The sequence below is a fragment of the Pseudoxanthomonas mexicana genome, from assembly GCF_001556105.1.
GTDB lineage: Bacteria > Pseudomonadota > Gammaproteobacteria > Xanthomonadales > Xanthomonadaceae > Pseudoxanthomonas_A > Pseudoxanthomonas_A mexicana_A.
Window position 1 is genome coordinate 15,366 of record NZ_LSIF01000059.1, and the last position, 23,422, is coordinate 38,787.

The 23,422-nt window shown below is 67.9% G+C and carries 23 protein-coding genes; 4 read left to right on the top strand and 19 right to left on the bottom strand.

Going from position 1 to position 23,422, the window contains the following annotated elements; genetic code table 11:
- Position 1 precedes the first annotated feature (1 nt).
- The 13 genes from AX730_RS09970 to miaA all read right to left on the bottom strand — a co-directional run bounded on the left by AX730_RS09970 (position 2) and on the right by miaA (position 13,520).
- Positions 2 to 3,100 carry an efflux RND transporter permease subunit gene (locus tag AX730_RS09970; protein ID WP_083537839.1) on the bottom strand — a complete coding sequence of 1,033 codons (3,099 nt, stop codon included), beginning with the start codon at positions 3,098 to 3,100 and terminating at the stop codon, positions 2 to 4.
- On the bottom strand, positions 3,097 to 4,251 hold the full coding sequence (locus AX730_RS09975) for an efflux RND transporter periplasmic adaptor subunit (RefSeq protein WP_062355602.1): 1,155 nt from the start codon (positions 4,249 to 4,251) through the stop codon (positions 3,097 to 3,099). Before AX730_RS09975 ends, AX730_RS09970 begins: the two co-directional genes overlap by 4 nt.
- Before the next feature lie 135 nt (positions 4,252 to 4,386).
- Entirely contained in the window at positions 4,387 to 4,692 is a 306-nt protein-coding gene (locus AX730_RS19360) for a hypothetical protein (protein WP_083537840.1), read from the bottom strand.
- Between the two features lie 186 nt (positions 4,693 to 4,878).
- On the bottom strand, positions 4,879 to 5,187 hold the full coding sequence (locus AX730_RS09985) for a hypothetical protein (RefSeq protein ID WP_232310224.1): 309 nt from the start codon (positions 5,185 to 5,187) through the stop codon (positions 4,879 to 4,881).
- A 197-nt stretch (positions 5,188 to 5,384) separates the two neighbouring features.
- Positions 5,385 to 5,693, bottom strand: coding sequence for a hypothetical protein (locus tag AX730_RS09990; protein WP_232310225.1), 309 nt, complete (start codon positions 5,691 to 5,693; stop codon positions 5,385 to 5,387).
- A 244-nt stretch (positions 5,694 to 5,937) separates the two neighbouring features.
- On the bottom strand, positions 5,938 to 7,230 hold the full coding sequence (locus tag AX730_RS09995; protein WP_062355605.1) for an adenylosuccinate synthase: 1,293 nt from the start codon (positions 7,228 to 7,230) through the stop codon (positions 5,938 to 5,940).
- 353 nt (positions 7,231 to 7,583) lie between these two features.
- Positions 7,584 to 7,952 (bottom strand): endonuclease domain-containing protein, encoded by a 369-nt coding sequence (locus AX730_RS10000; RefSeq protein ID WP_062355608.1) that lies wholly within the window; start codon positions 7,950 to 7,952, stop codon positions 7,584 to 7,586.
- Positions 7,953 to 8,258: 306 nt separating this feature from the next.
- Positions 8,259 to 8,444, bottom strand: coding sequence for a DUF2065 domain-containing protein (locus AX730_RS10005; protein WP_062355611.1), 186 nt, complete (start codon positions 8,442 to 8,444; stop codon positions 8,259 to 8,261).
- Positions 8,445 to 8,537: 93 nt separating this feature from the next.
- On the bottom strand, positions 8,538 to 9,401 hold the full coding sequence (gene hflC / locus AX730_RS10010) for a protease modulator HflC (RefSeq protein ID WP_062355614.1): 864 nt from the start codon (positions 9,399 to 9,401) through the stop codon (positions 8,538 to 8,540).
- Positions 9,398 to 10,522, bottom strand: coding sequence for an FtsH protease activity modulator HflK (gene hflK / locus AX730_RS10015; protein ID WP_062355617.1), 1,125 nt, complete (start codon positions 10,520 to 10,522; stop codon positions 9,398 to 9,400). The genes hflC and hflK overlap by 4 nt, the downstream gene beginning before the upstream one ends.
- A gap of 221 nt (positions 10,523 to 10,743) precedes the next feature.
- Complete coding sequence (hflX, locus tag AX730_RS10020) at positions 10,744 to 12,084, bottom strand: ribosome rescue GTPase HflX (RefSeq protein ID WP_062355620.1); 1,341 nt, start codon at positions 12,082 to 12,084, stop codon at positions 10,744 to 10,746.
- A gap of 34 nt (positions 12,085 to 12,118) precedes the next feature.
- Entirely contained in the window at positions 12,119 to 12,397 is a 279-nt protein-coding gene (gene hfq / locus AX730_RS10025) for an RNA chaperone Hfq (RefSeq protein ID WP_062355623.1), read from the bottom strand.
- A gap of 166 nt (positions 12,398 to 12,563) precedes the next feature.
- A complete protein-coding gene (gene miaA / locus AX730_RS10030) occupies positions 12,564 to 13,520 on the bottom strand; it encodes a tRNA (adenosine(37)-N6)-dimethylallyltransferase MiaA (RefSeq protein ID WP_062355910.1) in 957 nt (318 codons plus the stop codon).
- A gap of 532 nt (positions 13,521 to 14,052) precedes the next feature.
- Here miaA and AX730_RS10035 point away from each other — a divergent pair.
- Positions 14,053 to 16,479: an HzsA-related protein gene (locus tag AX730_RS10035; protein WP_062355626.1), complete on the top strand. Its 2,427-nt coding sequence runs from the start codon at positions 14,053 to 14,055 to the stop codon at positions 16,477 to 16,479.
- A gap of 66 nt (positions 16,480 to 16,545) precedes the next feature.
- Here AX730_RS10035 and folP read toward each other — a convergent pair whose 3' ends face one another.
- The 4 genes from folP to rlmE form a co-directional block, all read right to left on the bottom strand.
- Positions 16,546 to 17,445 carry a dihydropteroate synthase gene (gene folP / locus AX730_RS10040; protein ID WP_062355629.1) on the bottom strand — a complete coding sequence of 300 codons (900 nt, stop codon included), beginning with the start codon at positions 17,443 to 17,445 and terminating at the stop codon, positions 16,546 to 16,548.
- A complete protein-coding gene (locus tag AX730_RS10045) occupies positions 17,445 to 17,606 on the bottom strand; it encodes a glycine zipper domain-containing protein (RefSeq protein ID WP_198147137.1) in 162 nt (53 codons plus the stop codon). The genes folP and AX730_RS10045 overlap by 1 nt, the downstream gene beginning before the upstream one ends.
- A 103-nt stretch (positions 17,607 to 17,709) precedes the next feature.
- Positions 17,710 to 19,641, bottom strand: a complete 1,932-nt coding sequence (gene ftsH / locus AX730_RS10050; RefSeq protein WP_062355636.1) for an ATP-dependent zinc metalloprotease FtsH — start codon at positions 19,639 to 19,641, stop codon at positions 17,710 to 17,712.
- Positions 19,642 to 19,690: 49 nt separating this feature from the next.
- Positions 19,691 to 20,323 carry a 23S rRNA (uridine(2552)-2'-O)-methyltransferase RlmE gene (gene rlmE, locus AX730_RS10055; RefSeq protein WP_062355913.1) on the bottom strand — a complete coding sequence of 211 codons (633 nt, stop codon included), beginning with the start codon at positions 20,321 to 20,323 and terminating at the stop codon, positions 19,691 to 19,693.
- Between the two features lie 101 nt (positions 20,324 to 20,424).
- Between rlmE and yhbY the strand changes: the two genes are divergently transcribed.
- From yhbY to AX730_RS10070, 3 genes are all read left to right on the top strand, one after another.
- Complete coding sequence (gene yhbY, locus AX730_RS10060; protein ID WP_062355639.1) at positions 20,425 to 20,730, top strand: ribosome assembly RNA-binding protein YhbY; 306 nt, start codon at positions 20,425 to 20,427, stop codon at positions 20,728 to 20,730.
- A gap of 21 nt (positions 20,731 to 20,751) precedes the next feature.
- The gene (locus AX730_RS10065; protein WP_062355641.1) at positions 20,752 to 21,129 is read left to right on the top strand and encodes an Mth938-like domain-containing protein; all 378 of its coding nucleotides are present in this window, start codon (positions 20,752 to 20,754) and stop codon (positions 21,127 to 21,129) included.
- A gap of 271 nt (positions 21,130 to 21,400) precedes the next feature.
- On the top strand, positions 21,401 to 21,769 hold the full coding sequence (locus AX730_RS10070) for a D-Ala-D-Ala carboxypeptidase family metallohydrolase (protein ID WP_198147139.1): 369 nt from the start codon (positions 21,401 to 21,403) through the stop codon (positions 21,767 to 21,769).
- On the opposite strand, the gene AX730_RS10075 is transcribed toward AX730_RS10070, so the two are convergent.
- Both AX730_RS10075 and AX730_RS10080 read right to left on the bottom strand, forming a co-directional pair.
- Entirely contained in the window at positions 21,730 to 22,584 is an 855-nt protein-coding gene (locus AX730_RS10075) for an endonuclease/exonuclease/phosphatase family protein (RefSeq protein ID WP_062355916.1), read from the bottom strand. The genes AX730_RS10070 and AX730_RS10075 overlap by 40 nt on opposite strands.
- Before the next feature lie 11 nt (positions 22,585 to 22,595).
- Positions 22,596 to 23,390: a peptidoglycan DD-metalloendopeptidase family protein gene (locus AX730_RS10080; protein WP_083537849.1), complete on the bottom strand. Its 795-nt coding sequence runs from the start codon at positions 23,388 to 23,390 to the stop codon at positions 22,596 to 22,598.
- Between the last annotated feature and the right edge of the window lie 32 nt (positions 23,391 to 23,422).

Below are 23,422 nucleotides of genomic sequence, written 5' to 3' on the forward strand. Positions count from 1 at the left end.
TTCATGCACGCACCACGTCGTCGCCGGTGGCGGTCGCCTGGCCCCGCGCACCGAATCCGACGCGCGCGTGGCGGACCGCATCGTCCACCGCGCTGTAGACCACCGGGACCACCAGCAGGCACAGCACGGTGGAGGTGATCAGGCCGCCGATGACGACGATGGCCATCGGCGCGCGGAAGCTCGGGTCCGCACCGATGCCCAGCGCCACCGGCAACATGCCGGCGCCCATCGCGATGGTGGTCATGACGATGGGACGCGCGCGCTTGCGGCAGGCATCGACGATGGCGCGCTGGCGCTCCATGCCATGGTCGCGGCGCGCGATGACGATGTAGTCGACCAGCAGGATGGCGTTCTTGGTGGTGATGCCCATCAGCATGATCAGGCCGATCATCGACGGCATGGAGAGCGTTGCGCCGGTGAGGAACAGCGCGAGGAACGCACCGGGGATCGACAGCACCAGCGCCACCAGCACCGTCAGCGGCTGCGCGAAGTCCTTCAGCAGCAGCACGAGTACCGCATACACGCAGAGGATGCCGGCGAGCATCGCCACGCCGAAGCCGGCGATCAGTTCGCCCATCGCCTCGGCCTCGCCGGCGGCGGCCTGCACCACGCCCGGCGGCAGCGTGCGCAGGCTGGGCAGCGCGGCGGCGGCGCTTTCGACATCGCCCAGCGGCTGGCCATTGAGTTCGACGGTGAGGTTGACGTTGCGCATGCGGTCGTAGCGCGTCAGTTCCGACGGACCGCTGAGCAGGTGCAGGTCGGCGACGGCTTCCAGCGGCACCGGGCCCCGCGCGCCCGGCACGGGCAGGCGACGCAGCGTAGCGAGATCGTCGCGGCCCTGGTCGGCCAGGCGCACCACCACCGGCACCTGCCGCTCGCTGAGGTTCAACTTGGCCAGCGCCTGGCGGTAGTCGCCGGCGGTGGCGATGCGCAGGGTTTCGGCGATGGCCGCCGAGGTCACGCCGAGGTCGGCGGCGCGCGCGAAGTCGGGACGCACCACCAGTTCCGGCCGCACCAGGCTGGCCGACGACACCACCGCGCCGATGCCGGGCAGACCGCGCAGTTCGCGCTCGACCACGCCGGCGTGGCGTGCGAGCAATGCCCCGTCTTCGGACGCGAGCACGACTTCGTAGCCATCGCTGTCGCCGCCGCCGACGCCGATACGTGCGCCCGGCAACTGCACCAGGCGCTCGCGCAACTGCGCTTCGATCTGCTGCCGGTTCAGACCATCGCGTTCGCCGCGCGGCGCCAGGTTGGCGGTCAGCACGGCGCGGGTGATGCTGGCGACCGGGGCGCCTTCGTCCGGATCGCCGCCCCCGCTGGCCGCGCCGATGGCGGTGTAGACCGACACGACCTGCGGCTGCGCGCGCAGCATGGTGCGCGCCCGTTCGGCCAGCGCGCGGGTGTCCTGCAGCGTGCTGCCGGGCGGCAGCGTCAGCGTCACCTGGGTCTGGTTGCCGTCGTCCGGCGGGATGAATTCGCCCGGCAGCAGCGACGCGATGCCGAGGCCGGCGACGATCAGCAGCACGGCCGCGCCCGCGGTCAGTGCGCGGTGCCGCAGGCACGCGCGTACGACGTGCAGATAGCGCAGCAGCCAGCGCGGCGGCTTGTGCGCATGCCTTGGCGCCTTCAGCAGGTAGGCGGCCATCATCGGCGTCAGCATGCGTGCGACGACCAGCGAGAAGAACACCGCCACCGCCGCGGTCCAGCCGAACTGCACGAAATACTGGCCGACGGTGCCGCCCATCAGCGAGGTCGGCAGGAACACCGCGATCAGGGTGAACGTGGTGGCCACCACCGCCAATCCGATCTCGTTGGCCGCCTCGGTGGCGGCGCGCAACGGTGCCTTGCCCATCAGCAGGTGGCGCTCGATGTTCTCGATCTCGACGATGGCATCGTCCACCAGCACGCCGATCACCAGCGACAGCGACAGCAGCGACACCGTGTTGAGGCTGAAGCCCATCAGGTGCATCACCGCGAAGGTCGGGATGGCCGACAGCGGCAGCGCGACGGCGGCGATCAGCGTGGCGCGCCAGTCGCGCAGGAAGCAGAACACCACCAGCACCGCCAACGCGGCGCCTTCGTACAGCAGCATCATCGAGCCGTGGTAGTTCTCGGCGACCGGATCGACGTGGCTCACCGCCTCGGTAATGGCGATGTCCGGGTGCGAGGCACGCAATGCGGCGATCACCGCGCGCGTGGCATCGGCGACCTCCAGCTCGCCGGCGCCACGCGCCCGCATCACGTCGAAGGCCACCACGGGGCGCCCGTCCATCAGGGCCAGCGAACGCGGCTGTGCCGTGGTGTCGCGGATACGGGCGACCTGGTCCAGCCGCAGGCGACGACCGTCGCTGAGCGAAACATCCAGCCGCGCGATGTCCGCCGCCGCGGCGACCGTCGCGATCGTGCGCACGGACTGCTCGGCGCCACCGACGTCGACGCGTCCGCCCGAGGCTTCCTGCTGCAGCTTACGCACCTGCCGCGAGAGGTCGGCCGCGGTGGCGTTGAGCGCCAGCAGGCGGGCCGGATCGAGTTCCACGCGCACCTCGCGGTCCACGCCCCCCACGCGCGATACCGCGCCCACCCCGGGCACGGCGAGCAGTTGCTTGCTGACCCGGCTGTCGACGAACCACGACAGCGCCTCGTCGTCGCGCGTGGTCGAGGACACGGCATAGGTCAGCACCGGCGTGCCGGCCAGGTTCATCCTGGTGATGACCGGATCCTGCAGGTCGGCGGGCAGCGTGGCGCGCGTCGCGGAGACGGCATCGCGCACATCGTCCATCGCCTCCTGCACCGGCTTGCCGACGCGGAACTCGGCGGTGATGGTGGCCGTGCCATCGGTCAACGTGGTGATGATGTGCTTGAGGCCCTGCACGTTGGCCAGCGAATCCTCGATCTTCCTTGCGATGTCGTTCTCCAGCTGCGCGGGCGATGCGCCCGGCAGCGCGGCGGTCACGGTGATGACCGGGAAGTCGATGTCGGGGAAGTTCTGCACCTTCATCGCCAGGAAGCCGCCGATGCCGGCCAGCGTCAGCAGCAGGAACAGCAGCGTGGTGGCGACCGGGTTGTGGATCGACCAGGTGGAAACGTTGAGGTTCACGGTGCGCTCCGGGCCAGCGCCTCGGTATTCGAGCGGGCGGGATCGGTCGCCGTCGCCTCCACGACGCGCACGGTGTCGCCTTCACTGAGGAAACCGAGGCCGGAGGCGATGACCGTTTCCGAGGCGGCGAGCCCCGAGGTGATCTCGATGCGGTCGCCGATGCGCCGGCCGACCGCGACCTTCTTCGCGATGACGTCCGATGAGGCGCCCACGTGCATGACGTAGTGGAAGCCGTCGCGCAGCAGCACGGCGCCCTGCGGCACGGTCAGCGTCGGCGCCTCGCCCACTTCGACATGGCCGGTGACGAAGGTGCCGGCGCGCAGGGCATCGTCGCGCGGCAGGTCGACGTAGACCAGGCCACTATGGGTCTGCGTGTTGATGTCGGGCGCGACCATGCGCAGCGCACCGCGGACGGGCGGATGCCCGGGCAGGCTGATCTGCGCGGCCTGGCCGGGGGCGAGCGCATCGAGATCGGCGACGGCGACGGCCGCGCGCCATTCCAGCCGTCCGTCCTTGATCATGCGGAACAGTTCCTGTCCCGCCGGCACCACCGCACCGACGGTCGCCGCGCGCGCGATGATGACGCCGTCGCTGGAGGCGAGCACGCGGGTCTGCGCGCGGCGCAGCCGCTGGCGTTGCTCGGTCGCGCGCGCACCGTCGAGGCGCGCCTGCGCGGCATCGGCCGCGGCGAAGTACTGGCTGATCTGCTGCGCCGACATCGCGCCGGTGCCGTCCAGTTCACGCGCGCGCTGCGCATTGGCCTGCGCGTCCTTCGCTTCGGCCGCGGCGAGTGCGACGGCCGCGCGCGCCTGGGCCAGGTCGGCATCGATGAGCGCGGCGTCGAACGTGGCGAGGATCTGTCCGCGCTGCACGCTGTCGCCGACATTGACGCGCACTTCGGTCAGGCGCAAACCGTCGGCCTCGGCACCGACGCTGGCTTCCTGCCACGCGCTGATGTTGCCGGTGGCCGGCACGCGGATCGGCAGCGTTGCGAGCTGCGGGCGGGTGACGGTGACCGACAGCACCGCCGCCGGCGATGCCGATGCCGATGCCGATGCCTCCACCGGGTCATCGCCGCCGGCCACGCCGGTCAGCAGGACGGCGACCACGGCGACGCCGGCCAGGACAAGAGCGATGCGACCGCGCTTCATGGGGGACGAATTCCTCGGACTCGGATTCCGCGGCACGCATCGGCGCGCCGCGACAGCACGCGGGAGAGCGTGTGTGCGGCGGATGATGGAGCGCGGATGTCGTCGGAATGTCGCGCGTGGCGACGCGGCGCTGGCTCAGTCGCGCAGCTTCAGCGTCGGGTGTTCATCGATGGCGCCGTCCTCGAGCACGACGACGTAGCGGTCGCCCTCGCGGTTGAACAGCACGGGGATCGGCGTCTTGAACAGCGGACGGCGGACGAATTTCAGGCGCCAATGGAAGGCTTCCATGGTCTGCACGGTGGCTTGCTGCTCGGGTGTGAGCCCGGCGAGCAGCGCGGCCTGTTCCGCGTCCGGCGCATCCTTGCGGCGCTCGGGACTGCGGGGGGCGGTGCCGGCGAGGTCTGGGCCGGCGGGATCGCGGGTGCGATGCGGGTCCGTCATCCGGTGAAAGGCTCCTGATGGCGTGGAAGTACAGGCGTGCCATCGGCACGCGCAGGGTCACACCCTGTATCGACCGGCAGGAACAAAACGTGAGGACGCACCTGTCGCGTCCAGCTGGGGTTCATCGGTGCGCGACAACGACGCTGCTGCCGATCCGCGTTCCCGGTGCTGTGCGGGAACGGTGTGTCATACCCGCAGCTGCAGGGTCGGCTGCTCGTCGAGCGTGCCGTCTTCCTCGATGACGACATACCGCGTGTCGCCGCGGTCGAACAGCACGGGGATGGGCGCCCGGAACAGCGGGCGGCGCACGAACGCGAGGCGCCAGTGGAAGATTTCCAACGCCTCCAGCGTCATCAGCTGCGCCGGCGTGAGGCCGACGCGCAGCGATTCGGCATCCTGCACGGCACCGGGCGTGCGGCGCTCGGGCACCTTCGCCGGCGCGGGTGAAGGCCAGGGGCCAGTGATGACGGCGGCACGGGCAGCATTGCGGTACATCGGGGGAGACTCCACGGATTACGAGCGACACCTGTTATGCGTAGCGGCCGCACGCCGCCGCTATTTAGGGTCGTGATGACCATGCAAGGCGCGTGCCGGAACGGAACGCGAGGCCCGACCCCCGAAGCGGCCACCCGCCCCGGCCGGGCGATACGCGCAGGATCCGGCAGGAGTACGCGCGGAACCGGCGGCGGCGGTCAATCGCGCAGCGTCAGCGTGGGCTGTTCGTCGATGCTGCCGTCTTCGTTGATCACCACGTAGCGCGAGCCGTCGCGGTTGAACAGCACCGGGATGGGGGCCTTGAACACCGGCCAGCGCACGAAGCCCAGGCGCCAGCGGAAGCTCTCCATCGTGTCCAGGGTGTCGAGCTGGGCACGCGTCAGGCCGGAACGCAGTTCGACGGGATCCACCGACGGCTGGGGTTCGCGACGGTCGATGATGTAGGGCGGCGGCTCGTGGCCTTCCGCGGCCAGCGCATCGTGCGCCGGATCGATGTGGTCATGCATGCAGGGCAACTCCGGGAAAACGGTGGGCACGCGCATGCCGTCGGCACAAGGCGGCCGACGCAGGCACGATCAGAAAAAGAGGTATTCATCACGGCGATGCGCGAAACATCCGGCCTGCCGTGACCGCATGAAAAACCCCGCATTCGCGGGGTTTCCTTTCACTGCGGCGTGCAATCCCTGCACCCTCATTCTTGTCGGGCTGCCATGCGATGACAGGACAGCCCGTGCCCGAACGTTCGTCGGGTTATGCGAACGGATCCTGCAGCACCATCGTGTGGTCGCGGTCCGGACCGGTGCTGACGATGGCCAGCGGGCAACCCGACAGTTCTTCCAGCGCACGCAGGTAGGCACGCGCGGCCGGCGGCAGCTTGTCCCACTCGGTGACGCCGTGGGTGTTCTCTTCCCAGCCCGGGAATTCCAGGTACACCGGCGTGCATTCTTCCCAGCCGCCCGCATCCAGCGGTGCGTACTCGGTGCGCTTGCCGCGGTACTCGTACGCGATGCAGATCTTCAGCTTCTCCATGCCGTCCAGCACGTCGAGCTTGGTGATGCACAGGCCGGAGATGCCGTTGATGGCGACGGCACGCTTCAGCGCGACGATGTCCATCCAGCCGCAGCGGCGCGGACGGCCGGTGGACGCGCCGTATTCCTGGCCACGGTCGCGGATGCCCTGGCCGATCGCGTCGTCCAGCTCGGTCGGGAACGGGCCGCCGCCGACGCGCGTGGCGTAGGCCTTGCAGATGCCCAGCACGTAGTCGATCGCGTCCGCACCGACGCCGGTGCCGGCGAACGCGCCGCCGACCGTCGTGTTGGAGCTGGTGACGTAGGGATAGGTGCCGTGGTCGATGTCGAGCAGCGCACCCTGCGCGCCTTCGAACAGCACGCGCTTACCCTGCTTGCGCAGGTCGTGCAGGATGCCGGCGACGTCGGACTTCATCGGCTGCACGTAGTCGCCGAAGGCGAGCGCTTCGTCGTAGGTCTTCTGGAAATCGACCGCATCGACGTTGAGGTATTTGGTCAGCACGAAGTTGTGGTAATCCAGCGCCGTGCGCAGCAGTTCTTCCAGCTGCTTGGGGTAATGCAGGTCGGCCACGCGGATGCCGCGGCGCGCCACCTTGTCTTCGTACGCCGGGCCGATGCCGCGGCCGGTAGTGCCGATGGCCTTGCCGCCGGCGGCCTTTTCGCGGGCCTGATCGAGGGCGATGTGGTACGGCATGATCAGCGGCGTGGCCGGCGAGATCTTCAGGCGCGAACGCACTTCCACGCCGGCGGTTTCCAGCTCGGCGATTTCCTTCATCAGCGCGGCCGGCGACAGCACCACGCCGTTGCCGATCAGGCACAGCGCGTCCGGGCGCAGGATGCCGGAGGGAATCAGGTGGAGCACGGTCTTCTTGCCACCGATGACCAGCGTGTGGCCGGCATTGTGGCCGCCCTGGAAGCGGACGACGGCACCGATTTCCTCGGTGAGCAGATCCACGATCTTGCCCTTGCCTTCATCGCCCCACTGGGCGCCGAGAACGACGACTGACTGACCCATGACGGGTAACTCCTCGATTGTTGGCGGCCATCGGGGCCGCCGGAAGGGTCGTGCCGGACCATGGCGCCACCGATGCCGGCAGGCTCCATCGGGGAGCCGCCCGCCGCGCCGGGCCCAGACACGGAAAAAGCCGGCGGTCTTCCCACGCAGGGAGCCCGTCCGGCTTTTGTGCATTATCCGGGTTTATGGGGACGGGGGCTACCCTGCGGGACACGCTGGCGTGTTCAGGAATGGCGTGAAGCGCGACCCTCATTCGCCTCCGTATCAAGTACGGGGCAGGCTTTGCGGGCACGTTCTCCCCCGCTTCGCAGGGCGAAGGGAAGGCGCGCGCCTGGCGTTTCCTTCTCCCCGTTTCAACGGGGAGAAGGTGCCGAAGGCGGATGAGGGGCGAGCGCGATGGTGATCGCAGCCAGCACGGCATTCGTCTCGCGCAACACCAGGTCGTTCCAGAACCGCAGAACCCCGAAGCCTTCGCGCCGCAGCCGAGCCGTACGCACCGCGTCGTAGGCGACGCCAGCAAGGTGCTGGCTCCCATCCAGTTCGATCACCAGTCCGGCCTCCAGGCAGACGAAGTCAGCAAAGTAGGGCCCGATCCTGTGCTGCCGCCGGAACTTCCATCCCAGCAGACGACGATTCCTCAGCTCCCGCCAGAGTGTCCGTTCGGCTTCGGTCTGCTCGCGACGCAGGCGATGCTCGCGTTCGTGGTCCAGCTGGCTGCGCATGGAAGGTCTCCGAGGGGATGGAGACAGCGTCGGCGGCGGATATCGTCGATGGGATCGGGAAAGGGCGTGGACGCGGATAGGAAAGCGCCCCTCATCCGCCCTCCGGGCACCTTCTCCCCGTTGGCACGGGGAGAAGGAAAAGCCAGCGCCGGCTCTTCCCTTCTCCCTGCGGAGCGGGGAGAAGGTGCCCGGAGGGCGGATGAGGGGCGCTTTTACGTCCGCTGACGGAAAGGCCTCCGACACGTCAGCCCACAAGGCAAAGGTCCGCTCGACCAAGGCGCCCGACCCGCGCGCTGTTTCAGCGCTTCAGCGCTTCAACACCCAAAGAAACGTCAGCCCGAAGATCAGGATGAACCCGCCTACCGCGCGCACTTGGCCGTCGGACATCCGCAACAACTGCACGACGGCGCGCTTCCAGCTGGCCGGGATGGCGAACAGCACCAGGCCTTCCAGGATGGCGACCAGGCAGAGGGCGGACCAGAGTTCGGACATGGCGGGGAATCCTGCGCCACGGCGGAGACCGCAACGCTGAAAAGGTCGGGCTGCAACGGAACCGGCCGCCCTTGGGCGGCCGGAAGGAATCACTCAGCGGTCGCTACGCATGTACTGGAGGAACGGATCGTCCTTGTCCAGCACGATCACGCCCTGCCCGTCCTTGAACGAGGTGCGGTAGGCCTCGAGGCTGCGCTGGAAGGCGTAGAACGACGCGTCGCGGTTGGCGGCGGCACCGTAGATGCGGGCGGCTTCGGCATCGCCTTCACCGCGCAGCTTCTGCGCATCGCGCTCGGCCTCGGCCAGCAGCACCGCGACATCGCGGTTGGCCTGCGCCTCGACGATCCGCGCCTGCTCCGCGCCCTGCGCGCGCAATGCGCTGGCCACCTGCGTGCGTTCGGCGCGCATGCGGTTGTAGACCTGGTCGATGACTTCGCTGTCGGTCGGCAGGTCGATCTGCTTGAAGCGGATATCGACCACCTGCATGCCCAGGTTCTTGGCGCCGGCATTGATACCCGGCAGCTGCTTCTCGATCAGCTCGTTGCGGTTGCCCGACACCAGCTGGGTCAGCGTGCGCGAGTTGATCTCGTTGCGCAGCGATTCCTTGATGATCGGCGCCAGGCGCTCGGTGGCCAGCTCGGACTGGCCGCCGGTCGCGCGGTAGAAATCCGCCGCATTGACGATGAAGCCGATGGCGATGAAGTCGACGCTGACGTCCTTGCGTTCGGAGGTCAGCGAACGCTCCGGCGGGAACTCGTTGGCGGTGAAGCGGCGGTCGAAGACGCGCGCGGTTTCCACCAGCGGCAGCTTGAAATGCAGGCCGGGGCCGATCTCGCTGCGCACCACGCGGCCGAGGTTGAGCACCAGCCCCACCTGCCCTTCGCGCACGACGTACACCGAGCCCATCAGGCCCAGCAGCACGGCCACGAGGATACCGACGATCAGGGAATTCCTCATGGCTGCGCCTCCTCACGGCCGGCCGGGCGTGGACTACGCGCCGAATTGCGGGAACTGGATGGCGTGCTTTCGACCTGCGGCAGCACTTCGGTGGGGATGACACCGGCCGGCGGCTGCGCCGTCGCCGGCGCGTTGCCCATCGGCACGTAGATCAGCTGGCGGCTGTCGCCGCCGACCACCTTGCGGTTGCCGGCCAGCACCTGCTGTACGGTATCCAGCCACAGGCGCTTGCGGGTGACCTCGGGGGCGTTGCGGTACTCGTCCAGCAGCAGGCTGAAGCGGGTGGCGTCACCGGTCGCCTTGGCGATGGACGCAGTCTTGTAGCCTTCGGCCTGGGTGCGGATCTGCTGCGCGTCGCCGCGCGCCTCGGGCACGATGCGGGCCGCGACGGCACGCGCCTGAGACACCAGGCGCTCGTTTTCCTGCTGCGCGCTGTTGACCTCGTCGAAGGCCGGCTTGACGGCTTCCGGCGGACGCGCGTCCTGCAGACTGAGTTCGGTGACCACCAGGCCGGTGCGGTAGGCCTCCAGCGAGGCCTGCAGCGCGGTGCCGGCGGTGGCGGACAGCGGGCCACGGTTGTTCAGTGCGGCGTCCAGGTCGGAGCGGCCGATCACTTCGCGCACGGCGCTCTGGGCGGTCTGCTCCAGCACGCGGGTGGCGTCGGTGGTACCGAACAGGAACAGCTTGGGGTCGCCGACGCGGTACTGCACGTTGAACGACACGGTGATGATGTTCTCGTCGCGGGTCAGCACCGGCAGGCTGTTGCTGAAGGTGCGCACGCCGGTGGCGTTGACCTTGGTGACGCTTTCGATCGGCCAGGGGAACTTGAAGTTCGGGCCCGGCTGCATGGTGCGCGCGTACTGGCCGAAGCGCAGCACGACGCCGCGGTCCTGTTCGCCGATCAGCTGGAAGCTGGAGAACAGCACCAGCAGGCCGATGCCGAGCAGTACCCAGCGCAGCGGATTGCCACCGCCGCCGACACCGCCGAACAGGCTGCGCAGACGTTCGATGACGTCACCGATGCCGCCGCCTCCCTGCGGGTTGCGCGGCTTCCAACTGTTGTTCCGGTTGCCGTTGTTGCCAGATCCGCCGCTGCCGCTGCCAGGGGTGTTCCAGGCCATGCCCACTCCATTCTGAAAGATTCGCGCGGCCGGGGCCTGCGCAGGTTTCGATTCTACTAGATAGGGGCGGCCTGGCCGGGAGGCAAGGCCGGATGGTCATGGGGCGCGCAACCTGTCGTGGGAGCGACGCAAGTCGCGATGACCCACCGGCCCTGCCTGGCTTCATGCATACCCGGTTCGCGACTTGCGTCGCTCCCACAGCACCCCAAGCCGCCGGCGCCCTACTGCCAGTCTTCCCGTTCCGCCTGCGGCAGCAGCGCTTCCAACGGATGCCCGCCGGCCTGCGAAGCCAGGCGCTGGGCATCGGCCAGGGCGAGATCGACCGTGGCGCGCCAGCCGTTTTCCTCGAAATCCTCGGCCAGTACCGCACCCAGCGCGTGCAGGCGCGAGCGCAGCCGTGCGGAGTTGGCCGGCAGGTGCAGTTCGCCGCGCACACGCTGGAAGCCGAGGCGCTGCGCCAGCGCACCCTTCAACAGGTCGATGCCGATGCCATCGCGCGCGGACAGCCACACGCCTTCGCGTCCCATGCCGGCGCTGGGCGCTTCGCCCTCGTCGACGCCCGGGTCGGGTTGGTCGTGGCGCGGTGCGGCGCCTTCGATGCGGTCGATCTTGTTGAACACCAGCATCTGCGGCAGGTCGCCGGCGCCGATTTCCTGCAGCACTTCATCCACCTGCGCGATGCGCTCCTCGCGGTGCGGATCGGCGGCGTCGATGACGTGCAGCAGCAGGTCGGCCTCGCGCGCCTCGCTCAGGGTGGAGCGGAACGCGGCGACCAGTTCGTGCGGCAGGTCGCGCACGAAGCCGACCGTATCGGCCAGCACCACCGCACCACCGGGCAGGTCGATGCGGCGCACGGTCGGGTCCAGCGTGGCGAACAGCTGGTCGGCCGCGTAGGCCTCGGCGCCGGTCAGCACGTTGAACAGCGTGGACTTGCCGGCATTGGTGTAGCCGACCAGGGCCACGCGCGGCAGTTCGCTGCGCACGCGGGCGCGGCGCATCTGCGTGCGCTGCACTTCGACTTTTTCCAGCCGCTTCTGCAACTGCTCGACGCGCTTCTGCAGCAGGCGACGGTCGGTTTCCAGCTGGGTTTCGCCGGGGCCGCGCAGGCCGATCGAACCGCCGCGCTGGCGCTCCAGATGGGTCCAGCCACGGACCAGGCGCGTGGCCATGTGGCGCAGCTGCGCCAGTTCCACCTGCAGCTTGCCTTCGTGGCTGCGCGCACGCTGGGCGAAGATGTCGAGGATCAGTCCGGTGCGGTCCAGCACGCGCCGCTGCAGGAGTTTTTCCAGGTTGCGTTCCTGGCCCGGCGACAGCGGGAAATTGACCAGGATCAGGTCGGCGCCGGTGGCATCGGCGGCGGCCTTCACTTCCTCCAGCTTGCCGCTGCCGATCAGGGTCGAGGGATTGGGCCGGTCGATGCGCGCGGTGAGCAGCGCGGCGACGGTGGCGCCGGCCGAGCGTGCGAGGTCGCTGAATTCTTCGGTGAGGCCGTCGTCGGGACGGCCGCCGGCATACGGCTGGATCAGCAGCGCATGCTCGCCCTTGCGGGATCTTTCAAACAATGGGGTCGTGCCTCTTCAAGCGAGGCACGCATTATCACGCGGTTTCGTCGTCGCCGCCTTCCGCGTCCTCGTCGCCCTGCTGCACGTAGCCGCCCCCCGGACCCACGCGCACGTTGCGCGCCGGCACCACGGTGGAGATCGCGTGCTTGTAGACCATCTGGCTGACCGTGTTGCGCAGCAGGACCACGAACTGGTCGAAGGATTCGATGGTGCCCTGCAGCTTGATGCCGTTGACCAGGTAGACCGACACCGGGACGCGCTCGCGCCGCAGTGCATTCAGGAAAGGATCCTGCAGGGATTGCCCCTTGGACATGACGTACTCCCGCCTTGCGTTCTTATAGTTAGGTTGTGCTGTCGTACCGGGCCGGCGACCAGCTCCCCTGCCGCCCGGAAGCCCCGATGTTACACAACATCGGCCCGGCGGGGCGTTGCCAAGTCAGGCAACAGGTCCCAATTCCGGCCAAGGTGGCCCGAACGGATCACGATGTCGGCAGAAACAGCGCCAGTGCCTGCTCCAGCCGCGCACGGTCGGTGGCGGGATCGAACCAACGTGCGTCCAGTTCACCCCGCAGCCACGTCAGCTGGCGCTTGGCGAGCTGGCGGGTAGCGGCGATGGCGCGCTCGCGGAAGTCGGCCTCGGTCCCCTGCCCGTCCAGGTATTCCCAGGCCTGCCGATAGCCCACCGCGCGAACAGCGGGCAGGTCGAGGGGCGATGCCACGGCCTGCATGTCGGGCAGCCTGCGCAGGCGGTGCATTTCTTCGAGGAATCCCTGTTCGAGCATCAGGTCGAAGCGGTGCGCGATGCGTTCGTGCAGTACCGCGCGGTCGGCGGGTGCGAGCACCAGCTTCAGCACCCGGAACGGCAGGCGCGTGCCTCTCGCCTCCTGCTGCCACGTGCTGATCGGCTTGCCGGTCAGGCGGTACACCTCCAGCGCGCGTTGGATCCGCTGCGGGTCGGTGGCGTGGATGCGGGCGGCCGCGACGGGATCGACGCGCGCGAGATCGGCATGCAGTGCCGGCCATCCACGCGCCTTCGCCTCTGCGGCGAGATCGGCCCGCAGTGCGGCATCGGCCGCGGGCATCGCGGCCAAGCCTTCAAGCAGCGCCTGGAAGTACAGTCCTGTACCACCGGCCAATACAGGCAGTCGCCCCCGCGACACGATGTCGTCGAGTGCGCGACGTGCGTCCAGCGCGAACTCGGCAGCGGAACAGGTTTGCCAGGGATCGCGTACGTCCAGCAGGTGATGCGGCACGCGCGCCTGTTCGTCGACCGTGGGTTTGGCCGCCCCGATGTCGAGTCCGCGGTAGACCAGTGCCGAATCCACGCTGACGATTTCGCCACCGAAGCGCTCGGCCACGTCGAGCGCGAAGGCTGTCTTGCCGGAGGCCGTCGGGCCCATGATGGCGATGGCGAGGGGACGGAGATCATGCGACATGCGGCCATTGTCGCACTGCGCTGCGCCGGCCCACCTGCGTGGCGCATGCAGGCCATCATCGAGGCTCGGAAGGGCACGCGACGCGATCTTGGTCGGCATCTGCCCGAATGCGGAAGGACAGCCTTCCGGCGACGCGGCCAACATGACGCGACGCCACCGGCTATCACGATTGCATATGAAAGGGCCGTGAAAAGCCTTTACGTCATATGACTTCGGCGCACGAATAACGCATGCCGCGCACTCGGCAAGCGGGATGCACACCACAAAGCAGCGACGGCATTCCGGTTATTTGTGGCGCAGTCCGCGTAATGGAAAACCAGCACTGGCTATTTAAAGAAAGCCCTATATTCTGCGATGGCGCGTGATGGCCTGCATTTTCTGGGCTCATCGGGTCCGACGGGGGCTTCCATTCGTGGATGCAAGACGGACTGAAGCGTAGACCCGCACCCGCTTCGGGCGCCCTGGGCTCCGTGACAACGGACCTCCGGTGCCCAGGGTGTGCACGCCACCCCGTATCGAATTACTCGCTCGCATGATCCGAAACACGCTCGTTGCCCTGCGCACCCCCGCCGTGATCCTGGCCCTCGGCACTCTGCTGACTGCCTGCACCGGCGCCGAATCCCTTCCAGAAGAAACGGCAGCGGCCGTCAGTGCCCCGGCCCAGGCCACCGCGCAGGCATCCGATGCGCGCGTGATGGCCAGTGCGGCTGCCGTCGCCACGGGTGCGCCCACCACCCCGATCATGTTCGTGACCCAGGTGCCCACGGCCGGCGACATCTTCGCTGGACGGCTCTCGGCATTCGCCAACCACATGACCGACATGGGCTCGGTACCGCGCGGTGGCGACCTGATGATCCGCTACCCCGATGGCTCGTTGCGCAACCTCACCAAGGAAGCGGGCTTCGGCATGGAAGGCCGGCAGGGCGCGAACGCGATCGCGGTGCGCGAACCCACGGTCCACTGGGACGGCAACAAAGCCGTCTTCAGCATGCTGGTCGGCGCGCCGACCAAGCAGTACGAAAGCATCAACACCCGGTGGCAGCTTTACGAAGTCACCAATCTGGCCCAGGGTCAGACGGCGGTGGTCACCAAGGTCGCCGGCCAGCCGACGTCGTACAACAACCTGTCTCCACTCTACGCCAGCGACGACCGCATCCTGTTCTCCTCGGACCGCCCACGCACGGGCGAGGCGCACCTGTACCCGCAACTCGACGAGTACGAGAGCACCCCGACGCTGGTCGGCCTGTACAGCCTCACTCCCTCCACGGGCGAACTTCGCCTGCTCAACCACACCCCGAGCGGCGCCTTCTCGCCGACCATCGACAGCTACGGCCGGGTGATCTTCACCCGCTGGGACCACCTGCAGCGCGACCAGCAGGCCGACGCAGGCACGTTCGGGGCCACCAACTACGCCAGCGAAGCGGCGGGCGCCGCCAATATCGGGCGCCAGGCGGAGAACTTCCCGGAATCTCGCCTGGGCCAGACCTCCACGGCGTATGGCCGGGTCAATGCCTTCACCTTCAACCTGTTCACGCCCTGGCAGATGAACCAGGACGGCACCGAGGAGCTGACGCTCAACCACATCGGCCGACAGGAGCTGATGTTCGGCTACATCGAGCGTTCGTTCGCCACCGACACGGCGATGGCGGATTACACCAACACCTCGATCATCGCCAACAAGAAATACATCCGCAACGACGGTGGCATCTTCCAGATCCGCGAGGATCCTCGCACGCCCGGCACGTACTTCGGCATCTATGCGCGCGAATTCGGCTCGATGACCAGCGACCAGATCGTGCGCTTCACCGGCGCGCCGACGCTCAACGCGGAGCAGATGGTCTTCGAGGACGCCTCGCCTGCCGCCGTCAGCAACAGCCTCTCGGCGGGACGCTTCCGCAATCCGCTGCCGATCAGCACCGGGCAGTTGCTGGCGAGCTACACCACCAGCCCGATGGTGGAGACGTCCACGCAATTCCGCCTGTACCAGTTGCGGACCGATGCGACGAACATGCTGGTGGCCAGCAGTGCCCTGACGACCGGCGTTCGCAAGTCGATCTCCTGGTGGAGTCCCGACACCCTCAAGACTTTCGATGGCGTGTTGTGGGAAGTCGAGCCTGTGGAAGTGCTTGCGCGCCAGCGCCCGACCGCCGGCAGCTGGACGCTGGAGGCCCCCGAGCGCGCCGTACTGGCCGAAGAGCAGGTCGACGAGACCGCGTTGCGTGCCTGGCTGAGAACGAACAATCTGTCGCTGATCGTTACCCGCAACCAGACCAGTCGCGATCGCGGCGACCTGCAACAGCCGTTCAACCTGGAAGTCCCCGGTGGCGTGAAGACGGCCAAGGCGACCGGCAAGGTCTACCAGGTCAGCCACTACCAGATCCTCCAGGGCAACCAGGTGCGCGGCTATCCCGGCGTCGAGGCAGGCCGCCGCGTGCTCGCCCAGCCGATGGCCGCCAGCCAGCACAACGTCGCCAATCCGAGCGGCCCGGCCGGCAGTACCAAGATCGCCGCCGACGGCTCCACCGCGGTGTTCGTCCCCGCCAACCGGGCACTTGCCTGGCAGACCACCGATGCCAGCGGCGAACCCGTGGTGCGCGAGCGCGTATGGGTGACCATGCAGCCCGGCGAGATCCGCACCTGTGCCGGCTGCCATGGTGAGAACAGCCGCAACCAGGTCAACGCGGCCGAAGCCGCGAACAAGCCGGAGGCGTTGCGCGCCCTGTTGCGGCAGTGGAAGCAGGCGACGGGAGGAGGCCCGATTCTCGTCAACGGCTCGCAGCCGCTGACGCCTACCCGCAGCACCACGTCGGCCTCGCAGCCGACCACGGCCGGCGCCTCACCGCAAACGACCACTGCCAGCGGGAACGCCGCGCTGACATCGGCCTTGATCGAGCGGAGCAGGCCCGCGGTGCCGCGCCGTGTCATCTCCACGTTGACGCGCAGCGTGGCAGAGCGCTGACGGATCGAACAAGATCCCAACGCAAGCCGAAAGGCCCGCCTCCAGGCGGGCCTTTTCATTTCGGCCTCAATCGTCGTCGGGCCAGCGGATCGTCGGTGTGCCCGTCGCCTGGCGCGGCGGCGGAATGGCGGCGATGGCGTTCCAGACCTTCAATGCATCCACCGTGGCCGCCACGTCGTGCACGCGCACGATCATGGCGCCATGCTGCGCGGCGATCAGGTGCGCCGCTACGGAACCGAAGATGCGTTCTGCGGGCGCATCGCGTCCGGTCAGCTGGCCGATGCTGCGCTTGCGCGACAGGCCGGCCAACACCGGCACGCCCAGTTCAACGAAACGGTCGAGTCGCGCCAGCAATTGCAGGTTGTGCGTCGTGTCCTTGCCGAAGCCAAAGCCGGGATCGATCACGATGTGCCGCTTCGGGATGCCCGCCATCTCCGCAACGAAGATGCGTTCGGCGAGGAAGCGGTGCACGTCAGCCACGACATCGTCGTAGTCGGGCGCAGCCTGCATCGAGCGTGGCTCGCCCTGCATGTGCATCAGCACGACGGGCACGCCGAGCGCGGCCGCCGCGTCCAGCGCACCTTCGCGTCGCAGCCCGTACACATCGTTGATCATGCCCGCACCGGCTTGTACGGCAGCGCGCATCACCTCCGGCTTGGACGTGTCGATGCTGATGGGCACTGACGCCTGTGCAGCCAGCCGCTCGATTACCGGGACCACGCGCCGCAGTTCCTCTTCCAGCGGCACCTCGTCAGCGCCGGGACGCGTGGATTCCCCGCCGATATCGAGCAGGTCCGCGCCCTCCTCCACCAATCGCAGCGCATGCGCGACGGCAGCGTCGAGGGTGTCGTGCTCACCGCCGTCGGAGAACGAATCGGGCGTCACGTTGACGATGCCCATGACCTGCGGGCGGTCGAGCCGCAGGATGCGGCCGGCGCAGTCGAGCGTGGGCGTGGTGTCGAACATCACTGGCGTCCGTCCTGATCCTTGTCGCGGGAGATGTGGCCCCCACCGGCACCAAACGCAACACCCAATGCAATCCCGATGGCGATGCCTGCACCGATGTTGTCCATCGCCATGCCGATGGCGACGCCGATCGCGATGCCCGCGCCGATGCCGACCGGCAACAGGGGGTGCCTTGGACGCTTGTCGTTGCCTGCCATGGAATCCCGCGTAAAGAAAAAGGCCAGACGCGAGTCTGGCCTTTCGTCATCACGCTGGCAACGCGCCTCAGGTCTGAGCGGCGGGGCCACCGATCGGCGGCAGCGGGCGCGACTCCGGCTTGTCATCGTCCTTGCCGCTCTTGCCCCAGCCCATCGGCGGCGGCGGCTCGCGGCCTTCCATGATGGCGTCGATCTGCGGTGCGTCGATGGTTTCGTACTGCAGCAGCAACTGCGACATGGCGTGCAGCTTGTCCATGTTCTCCGTCAGGATCGTCTTGGTCCGGCCATAGGCCCGGTCCAGGATGAGGCGCACGACTTCGTCGATCTTGCGCGCGGTCTCGTTGGAGACGTTCTTGTGCTGGGTGACCGAGCGACCGAGGAAGACCTCATCCTCTTCCTCGCCGTAGGCGATCGGACCCATCTCGTCGCTCAGGCCCCACTTGGTGACCATGTTGCGGGCCATCTTGGTGGCGCGCTCGATATCGTTGGATGCGCCCGTGGTGACCTTGTCGGCACCGAAGATCAGTTCTTCCGCCACGCGTCCGCCGTACAGCGAGCACAGCTGCGACTCGATCGCCACGCGGTTCAGCGAGTACTTGTCGCCTTCCGGCAGGTACATCGTCACGCCCAGCGCGCGGCCACGCGGGATGATGGTGACCTTGTAGACCGGGTCGTGCTCCGGGACCAGGCGGCCGACGATGGCATGGCCGGCTTCGTGGTAGGCGGTCAGCGTCTTCTCGTCTTCGCTCATCGCCATCGAACGGCGCTCGGCGCCCATCAGGATCTTGTCGCGGGCGCGGTCGAAGTGGTCCATGCGGACTTCCTTCGCATTCTCGCGCGCCGCGAACAGCGCGGCTTCGTTGGCGAGGTTCGCCAGGTCGGCGCCACTGAAGCCCGGCGTGCCGCGGGCGATGACCATCGGCTCGACGTCATCGGCCAGCGGCAGTTTGCGCATGTGCACGCGCAGGATCTGCTCGCGGCCCTTCACGTCGGGCAGGCCTACCACGACCTGGCGGTCGAAGCGGCCCGGACGCAGCAGCGCCGGATCCAGCACGTCGGGACGGTTGGTCGCGGCGATCACGATGACGCCTTCGCCGCCCTCGAAGCCATCCATCTCGACCAGCAGCTGGTTGAGGGTCTGTTCGCGCTCATCGTGTCCGCCACCTAGGCCGGCACCGCGATGGCGGCCGACGGCGTCGATCTCGTCGATGAAGATGATGCAGGGCGCGTGCTTCTTGGCCTGCTCGAACATGTCGCGCACGCGGCTGGCGCCGACACCGACGAACATCTCGACGAAGTCGGAACCGGAGATGCTGAAGAACGGCACCTTGGCTTCGCCGGCGATGGCCTTGGCCAGCAGCGTCTTGCCGGTGCCGGGCTGGCCGACCATCAGCACGCCGCGCGGGATCTTGCCGCCCAGCTTCTGGAACTTGCCGGGGTCGCGCAGGAATTCGACGAGTTCGCCGACTTCTTCCTTCGCTTCGTCGCAGCCGGCGACGTCGGCGAAGGTCACCTTCACCTGGTCCTCGCCCTGCAGCTTGGCGCGCGACTTGCCAAAGGACATCGCGCCCTTCGCACCGCCGCCACCGCCCTGCATCTGCCGCATGATGAAGATCCAGAAGCCGATGATCAGCAGCACCGGCAGGAAGTTCAGCAGGATGGTCGTGAGACTGAGGCCGCTCGGCGGCTCCTTCTGGGTCATCTCGACCTTCTTGAGGCGCAGGTCGCTGATCAAGTCGCGGTCGAACGGCGCGTTGATCGTCTTGCTCTCACCGTTGCGGAGCGTGTAGGTGATCTCGCCGACGCCGCTGCGGGCATCGCCGCCGAACTCGACACGCTGGACGTTGCCGCTATCCACCTGGTCGAGGAACGTGGAGTACGTGGTGCCTCCGGCCATGGCCGCGGTGTTGCCGCCCTTGGGCGAAAAACTCTGGAAGACGACCATCAGCACGACGGCGACGACTACCCACAGCAGCAGATTCTTGGTCAGGTCGTTCATCCGCATCGGCTCCGCTGTTCCTCTTTGCTCATACGCACGTTAGGCCACCTTACTTGATCTGGACCCGCTTGCCCTGTCCCAGGGCATACACCTCGGGCGAGCGCTTGCGGGACGCGTCCGGCTTGCGGATCGCCACCTTGTCATAGCGGCGGCGAAGCTCACGGATGTAGTCGTCGGACCCGGCGCCCTGGAACAGCTTGATCAGGAACGCCCCGCCCGGCTTCAGGTGGCCGTCGGCGAACTCCATCGCCAACTCCGCCAGATGCATCATCCGCGGCTGGTCCACCGCATCCACACCACTCTTATTGGGGGCCATATCCGACAGCACAAGGTCCACCGGTGCACCATCGAGCATGGTTTCCAATTGGGATAGGACGCTGTCTTCCCTGAAATCCCCATGAAGGAACTCAACCCCGGCCAGCGGCGGCATCTCCAGGATGTCCATGGCGACCACCCGTCCAGTGTCCCCCAGCGCCTGGCGGACAAACTGCGACCAGCCGCCGGGGGCGGCCCCCAGATCGACCACCACCATGCCGGGTTTCAGCAGGCGGTCGCGCTCCAGCAGCTCTTCCAGCTTATAGGCGGCACGCGAGCGCAGGCCCTCGGCCTGCGCCTTCTTCACGTAGGGATCGGAGAAGTGTTCCTTCAGCCAGCGCTGGCTGCTCTTGCTGCGGGTGGCCATGTCGGCGAGGTCTCCGGGCACGCTGCGACGGGAGCCGCCGGAGCCGTTCGTGGGGGTCGCCATGATACCCTGATCCCCCTTTTCGACCCGTACCGTGCCGCATGCCTGCAGCCCTGACCGCCGCCCAGTCCCGTTTCCTGCGCGGCCAGGCCCATGACCTCAAGGCGCTGCTGCAGATCGGCAACAAGGGCGTCACGACGGCCTTCATCGCCGAGCTGGATGCCGTGCTGGAGCAGCACGAACTGGTCAAGGTCAAGGTTTTCGGCGAGGACCGCGACGCGCGCGACGCGATGATCGCTGACCTGGCGGACAGGACCGAGGCCGCGCTGGTCCAGCGCATCGGCCATACCGCCGTCCTCTACCGTCCGAGCAAGGAACGCCGGCATATCGTGCTGCCGCGCGGCTGAGCCCGGCGCGCGTCGCCTGCCATGCAGCTGAGCCACGAACTCCCCGATTACGCGTTCACCCTGCGGTCCGCCGACGGCACCACCGCGCGCGTGAACGACCGCACGCTCTCGTCCAGCTTCATCCTGTCGCCGCAGCAACTGGTCGAAGACTGGTCGGTACGCGACAGCGCCGCGATGACACCCGATGACCTGGTACCCCTGCTGGCATTGCAGCCGGAGGTGATCCTGTTGGGCACCGGCGAGCGCCAGGTGTTTCCGGCGGCGGCCGTGATGGCCACCTGCCTGCGCCAGGGCGTAGGCCTGGAGGTCATGACGAACGCCGCTGCCGCCCGCACGTTCAACGTGCTGGCCAGCGAATCGCGCAAGGTCGTGGCCGGATTCCTGCTGGCGCCTCGCTGACGTGGCCTCGGGGAAGCAGCGGCTTTTCGGGCTGCTGCTCATCCTCTCCGCTGCCGCATGTCGTCCGCAAGCACCCGATGCCGCAGAACGCTATGAAGCCTGGCGACAGGGCGCAAACGCGCAGGGCGTGACCGCGTATGGTCAGGTGCTGGCCGACGCCGGTGTTGGCGACGTCGTACCCATGTCCTCCCTCCTTCGTTCCAGCCGGCGCTGGCGAGCGTGCGATATGCCGGAGTTCCAGCTTCCGCCATCCGATCGCGCCGCTGCCATCGTGCCCACCTTGCGCCTGGTCGCCCGGCTGCAGGCGATGGGCATCGTCGACGGCGAGAACGTGCGGTCGGGCTACCGGTCCGCCGAAGCGAACCACTGCGCGGGTGGAAGTTCCCGCAGCCGCCACGTACTCAACAATGCGCTGGATTTCGACCTGGCCGATGGTCGCCGGGTGGACGCACTGTGCGAATTCTGGCGCGCCCAAGGTCAATCGTTGGACATGGGGCTCGGCTTCTACACGCCGACGAAGATCCACCTCGACACCGCCGGCTATCGCACGTGGGGCAAGGACTACCGCCGCGGAACATCGCTGTGCCTCAGCGTCGCCCCTCAATCCGAGGCGCGCACCAGTCGCACCCGGACGCCATAGTGATCCGACGGCCATGCGCCCGTCGCGTCCGCGCGGTTGAGGATCAGCCGGGCGTCGGCCACACGGAACGCACCACGCTGCGCGAAGATGTGGTCGATGCGGATCGGTGGGTGACCAAGATGCATGTTGAGCGTGGAGTGCATCGGCGTGTTGGCGTCCTGCCCTTCGTGCGCCTGCCCGTAGGCTTCAACGAAGCGCTCGCGCAGCGATGCAAGTTCCGGCGCGTCCGAGCGCGTATTGAAATCACCGCCGATGATCGAAGGCACGTCACCACGGGTTTCATCGATCAGCGCGAGCAGACCCGTCACCTGCTGGGCGCGGATGGCAGCGCCATCGGGCTTGTAATGCAGGTGGGTCGCGTAGACGTTCAACGACCGGCCATCGATCCTCGCACGTACCCAGCCCGCATTGCGGTAGTCATCCAGTGGTGCCAGCCTGATCTCGCGTGACTGTTCGATCGCACCCCTCACCAGGATCGCGTTGCCGTAACGACGCGCCTGGTCTGGCGCGTCGGCGGAGAAAAAACGGTACTGGTATCCCAGGCGCGAGGCCAATACCTCTGCCTGGTTGGGCAGCGCGGCGTGCTGCAGCACCTCCTGCAGCACGATGACCTCGGGCGACAGCGCCTCCAGTTCGGCGACGATCAGGTCCTGCCGATGCGGCCAGTCCTGCTTGTCGTGCCAGAGGTTCAGGGTGACGACGTCGAGGGACGACGACGCCGGCGCGCCACGCGGGCGTTGGCATGCACCCGATGCAAGCACCGTGACCAACCCCAGCGCTGCGATAACGCGCTTCGCCCCTGCATGCAGGCGCATGCTCAGCGCACTCAACGCGCCGGCAGATACTGGAGCGGATCGACCGGCTTGCCGTTGTGGCGGATCTCGAAGTGCAGCATCTCGCGCGACGCGCCGCTGCTGCCCATTTCCGCGATCTGCTGCCCGGCCTTGATGCTCTGGCCTTCGTTCACCAACCGCTTGCGGTTGTGTCCGTACGCCGAGAGCCAAGCCTCGCTGTGCTTGACGATGATCAGCTCCCCGTAACCCACCAGCCCCGCACCGGAGTAGACCACCACGCCGTCCGCCGCCGCACGCACTGACTGTCCGCCGCTGCCGGCGATGTCGATGCCCTGCTTGGTGGCATCGCCCGCAACGAAACGACCGATCAGATGACCGTCGGCGGGCCAGCGCCAGGAGAAACCGCTGTTCGCTGGCGCGGGCGTCGTGGGCCGGGTGACGGTCGTGGGCGGTGGTACGGGCCGCGTCGTCGTGCCGGTGGTGGCGGGCCTTGTCGGTGTGGTGGTCGCCGCCGGGGGACGGCTGCCGCCACTGCCGGCAAACAGTTTCAGCGACTGGCCGGGATAGATGGTGTACGGCGCCGCAAGGCTGTTCCAGCGGGCCAGGTCGTTGACGTCCACACCGTTGCGGAACGCGATGCCGTACAGCGTATCGCCGCGCTGCACGCGCACCGTGGCGCCGGGCTTGCCTTGCGAGGTCTGCCGCGATGGCGACGAGGCGGAGGGCTCGCGCACCACCGTCGATGAGCAGGCGCCAAGCATGGCCACGGCGATGCCGATCAGGAAAGCGCGTGTCATTCGATTGCCGGAGCGTAGCTTCGTGGTCATGCGGTCGATCATTTCCTCAAGGCGGGAGCCGC

Excerpts from the sequence above, each read along its gene's own strand:
- AX730_RS09975 (WP_062355602.1), bottom strand. The coding sequence starts at position 4,251 with ATGAAGCGCGGTCGCATCGCTCTTGTCCTGGCCGGCGTCGCCGTGGTC.
- AX730_RS19360 (WP_083537840.1), bottom strand. The coding sequence starts at position 4,692 with ATGACGGACCCGCATCGCACCCGCGATCCCGCCGGCCCAGACCTCGCC.
- AX730_RS09985 (WP_232310224.1), bottom strand. The coding sequence starts at position 5,187 with ATGTACCGCAATGCTGCCCGTGCCGCCGTCATCACTGGCCCCTGGCCT.
- AX730_RS09990 (WP_232310225.1), bottom strand. The coding sequence starts at position 5,693 with ATGCATGACCACATCGATCCGGCGCACGATGCGCTGGCCGCGGAAGGC.
- AX730_RS09995 (WP_062355605.1), bottom strand. The coding sequence starts at position 7,230 with ATGGGTCAGTCAGTCGTCGTTCTCGGCGCCCAGTGGGGCGATGAAGGC.
- AX730_RS10000 (WP_062355608.1), bottom strand. The coding sequence starts at position 7,952 with ATGCGCAGCCAGCTGGACCACGAACGCGAGCATCGCCTGCGTCGCGAG.
- AX730_RS10005 (WP_062355611.1), bottom strand. The coding sequence starts at position 8,444 with ATGTCCGAACTCTGGTCCGCCCTCTGCCTGGTCGCCATCCTGGAAGGC.
- hflC (WP_062355614.1), bottom strand. The coding sequence starts at position 9,401 with ATGAGGAATTCCCTGATCGTCGGTATCCTCGTGGCCGTGCTGCTGGGC.
- hflK (WP_062355617.1), bottom strand. The coding sequence starts at position 10,522 with ATGGCCTGGAACACCCCTGGCAGCGGCAGCGGCGGATCTGGCAACAAC.
- hfq (WP_062355623.1), bottom strand. The coding sequence starts at position 12,397 with ATGTCCAAGGGGCAATCCCTGCAGGATCCTTTCCTGAATGCACTGCGG.
- miaA (WP_062355910.1), bottom strand. The coding sequence starts at position 13,520 with ATGTCGCATGATCTCCGTCCCCTCGCCATCGCCATCATGGGCCCGACG.
- AX730_RS10035 (WP_062355626.1), top strand. The coding sequence starts at position 14,053 with ATGATCCGAAACACGCTCGTTGCCCTGCGCACCCCCGCCGTGATCCTG.
- folP (WP_062355629.1), bottom strand. The coding sequence starts at position 17,445 with ATGTTCGACACCACGCCCACGCTCGACTGCGCCGGCCGCATCCTGCGG.
- ftsH (WP_062355636.1), bottom strand. The coding sequence starts at position 19,641 with ATGAACGACCTGACCAAGAATCTGCTGCTGTGGGTAGTCGTCGCCGTC.
- rlmE (WP_062355913.1), bottom strand. The coding sequence starts at position 20,323 with ATGGCCACCCGCAGCAAGAGCAGCCAGCGCTGGCTGAAGGAACACTTC.
- yhbY (WP_062355639.1), top strand. The coding sequence starts at position 20,425 with ATGCCTGCAGCCCTGACCGCCGCCCAGTCCCGTTTCCTGCGCGGCCAG.
- AX730_RS10065 (WP_062355641.1), top strand. The coding sequence starts at position 20,752 with ATGCAGCTGAGCCACGAACTCCCCGATTACGCGTTCACCCTGCGGTCC.
- AX730_RS10075 (WP_062355916.1), bottom strand. The coding sequence starts at position 22,584 with ATGCGCCTGCATGCAGGGGCGAAGCGCGTTATCGCAGCGCTGGGGTTG.
- AX730_RS10080 (WP_083537849.1), bottom strand. The coding sequence starts at position 23,390 with ATGACCACGAAGCTACGCTCCGGCAATCGAATGACACGCGCTTTCCTG.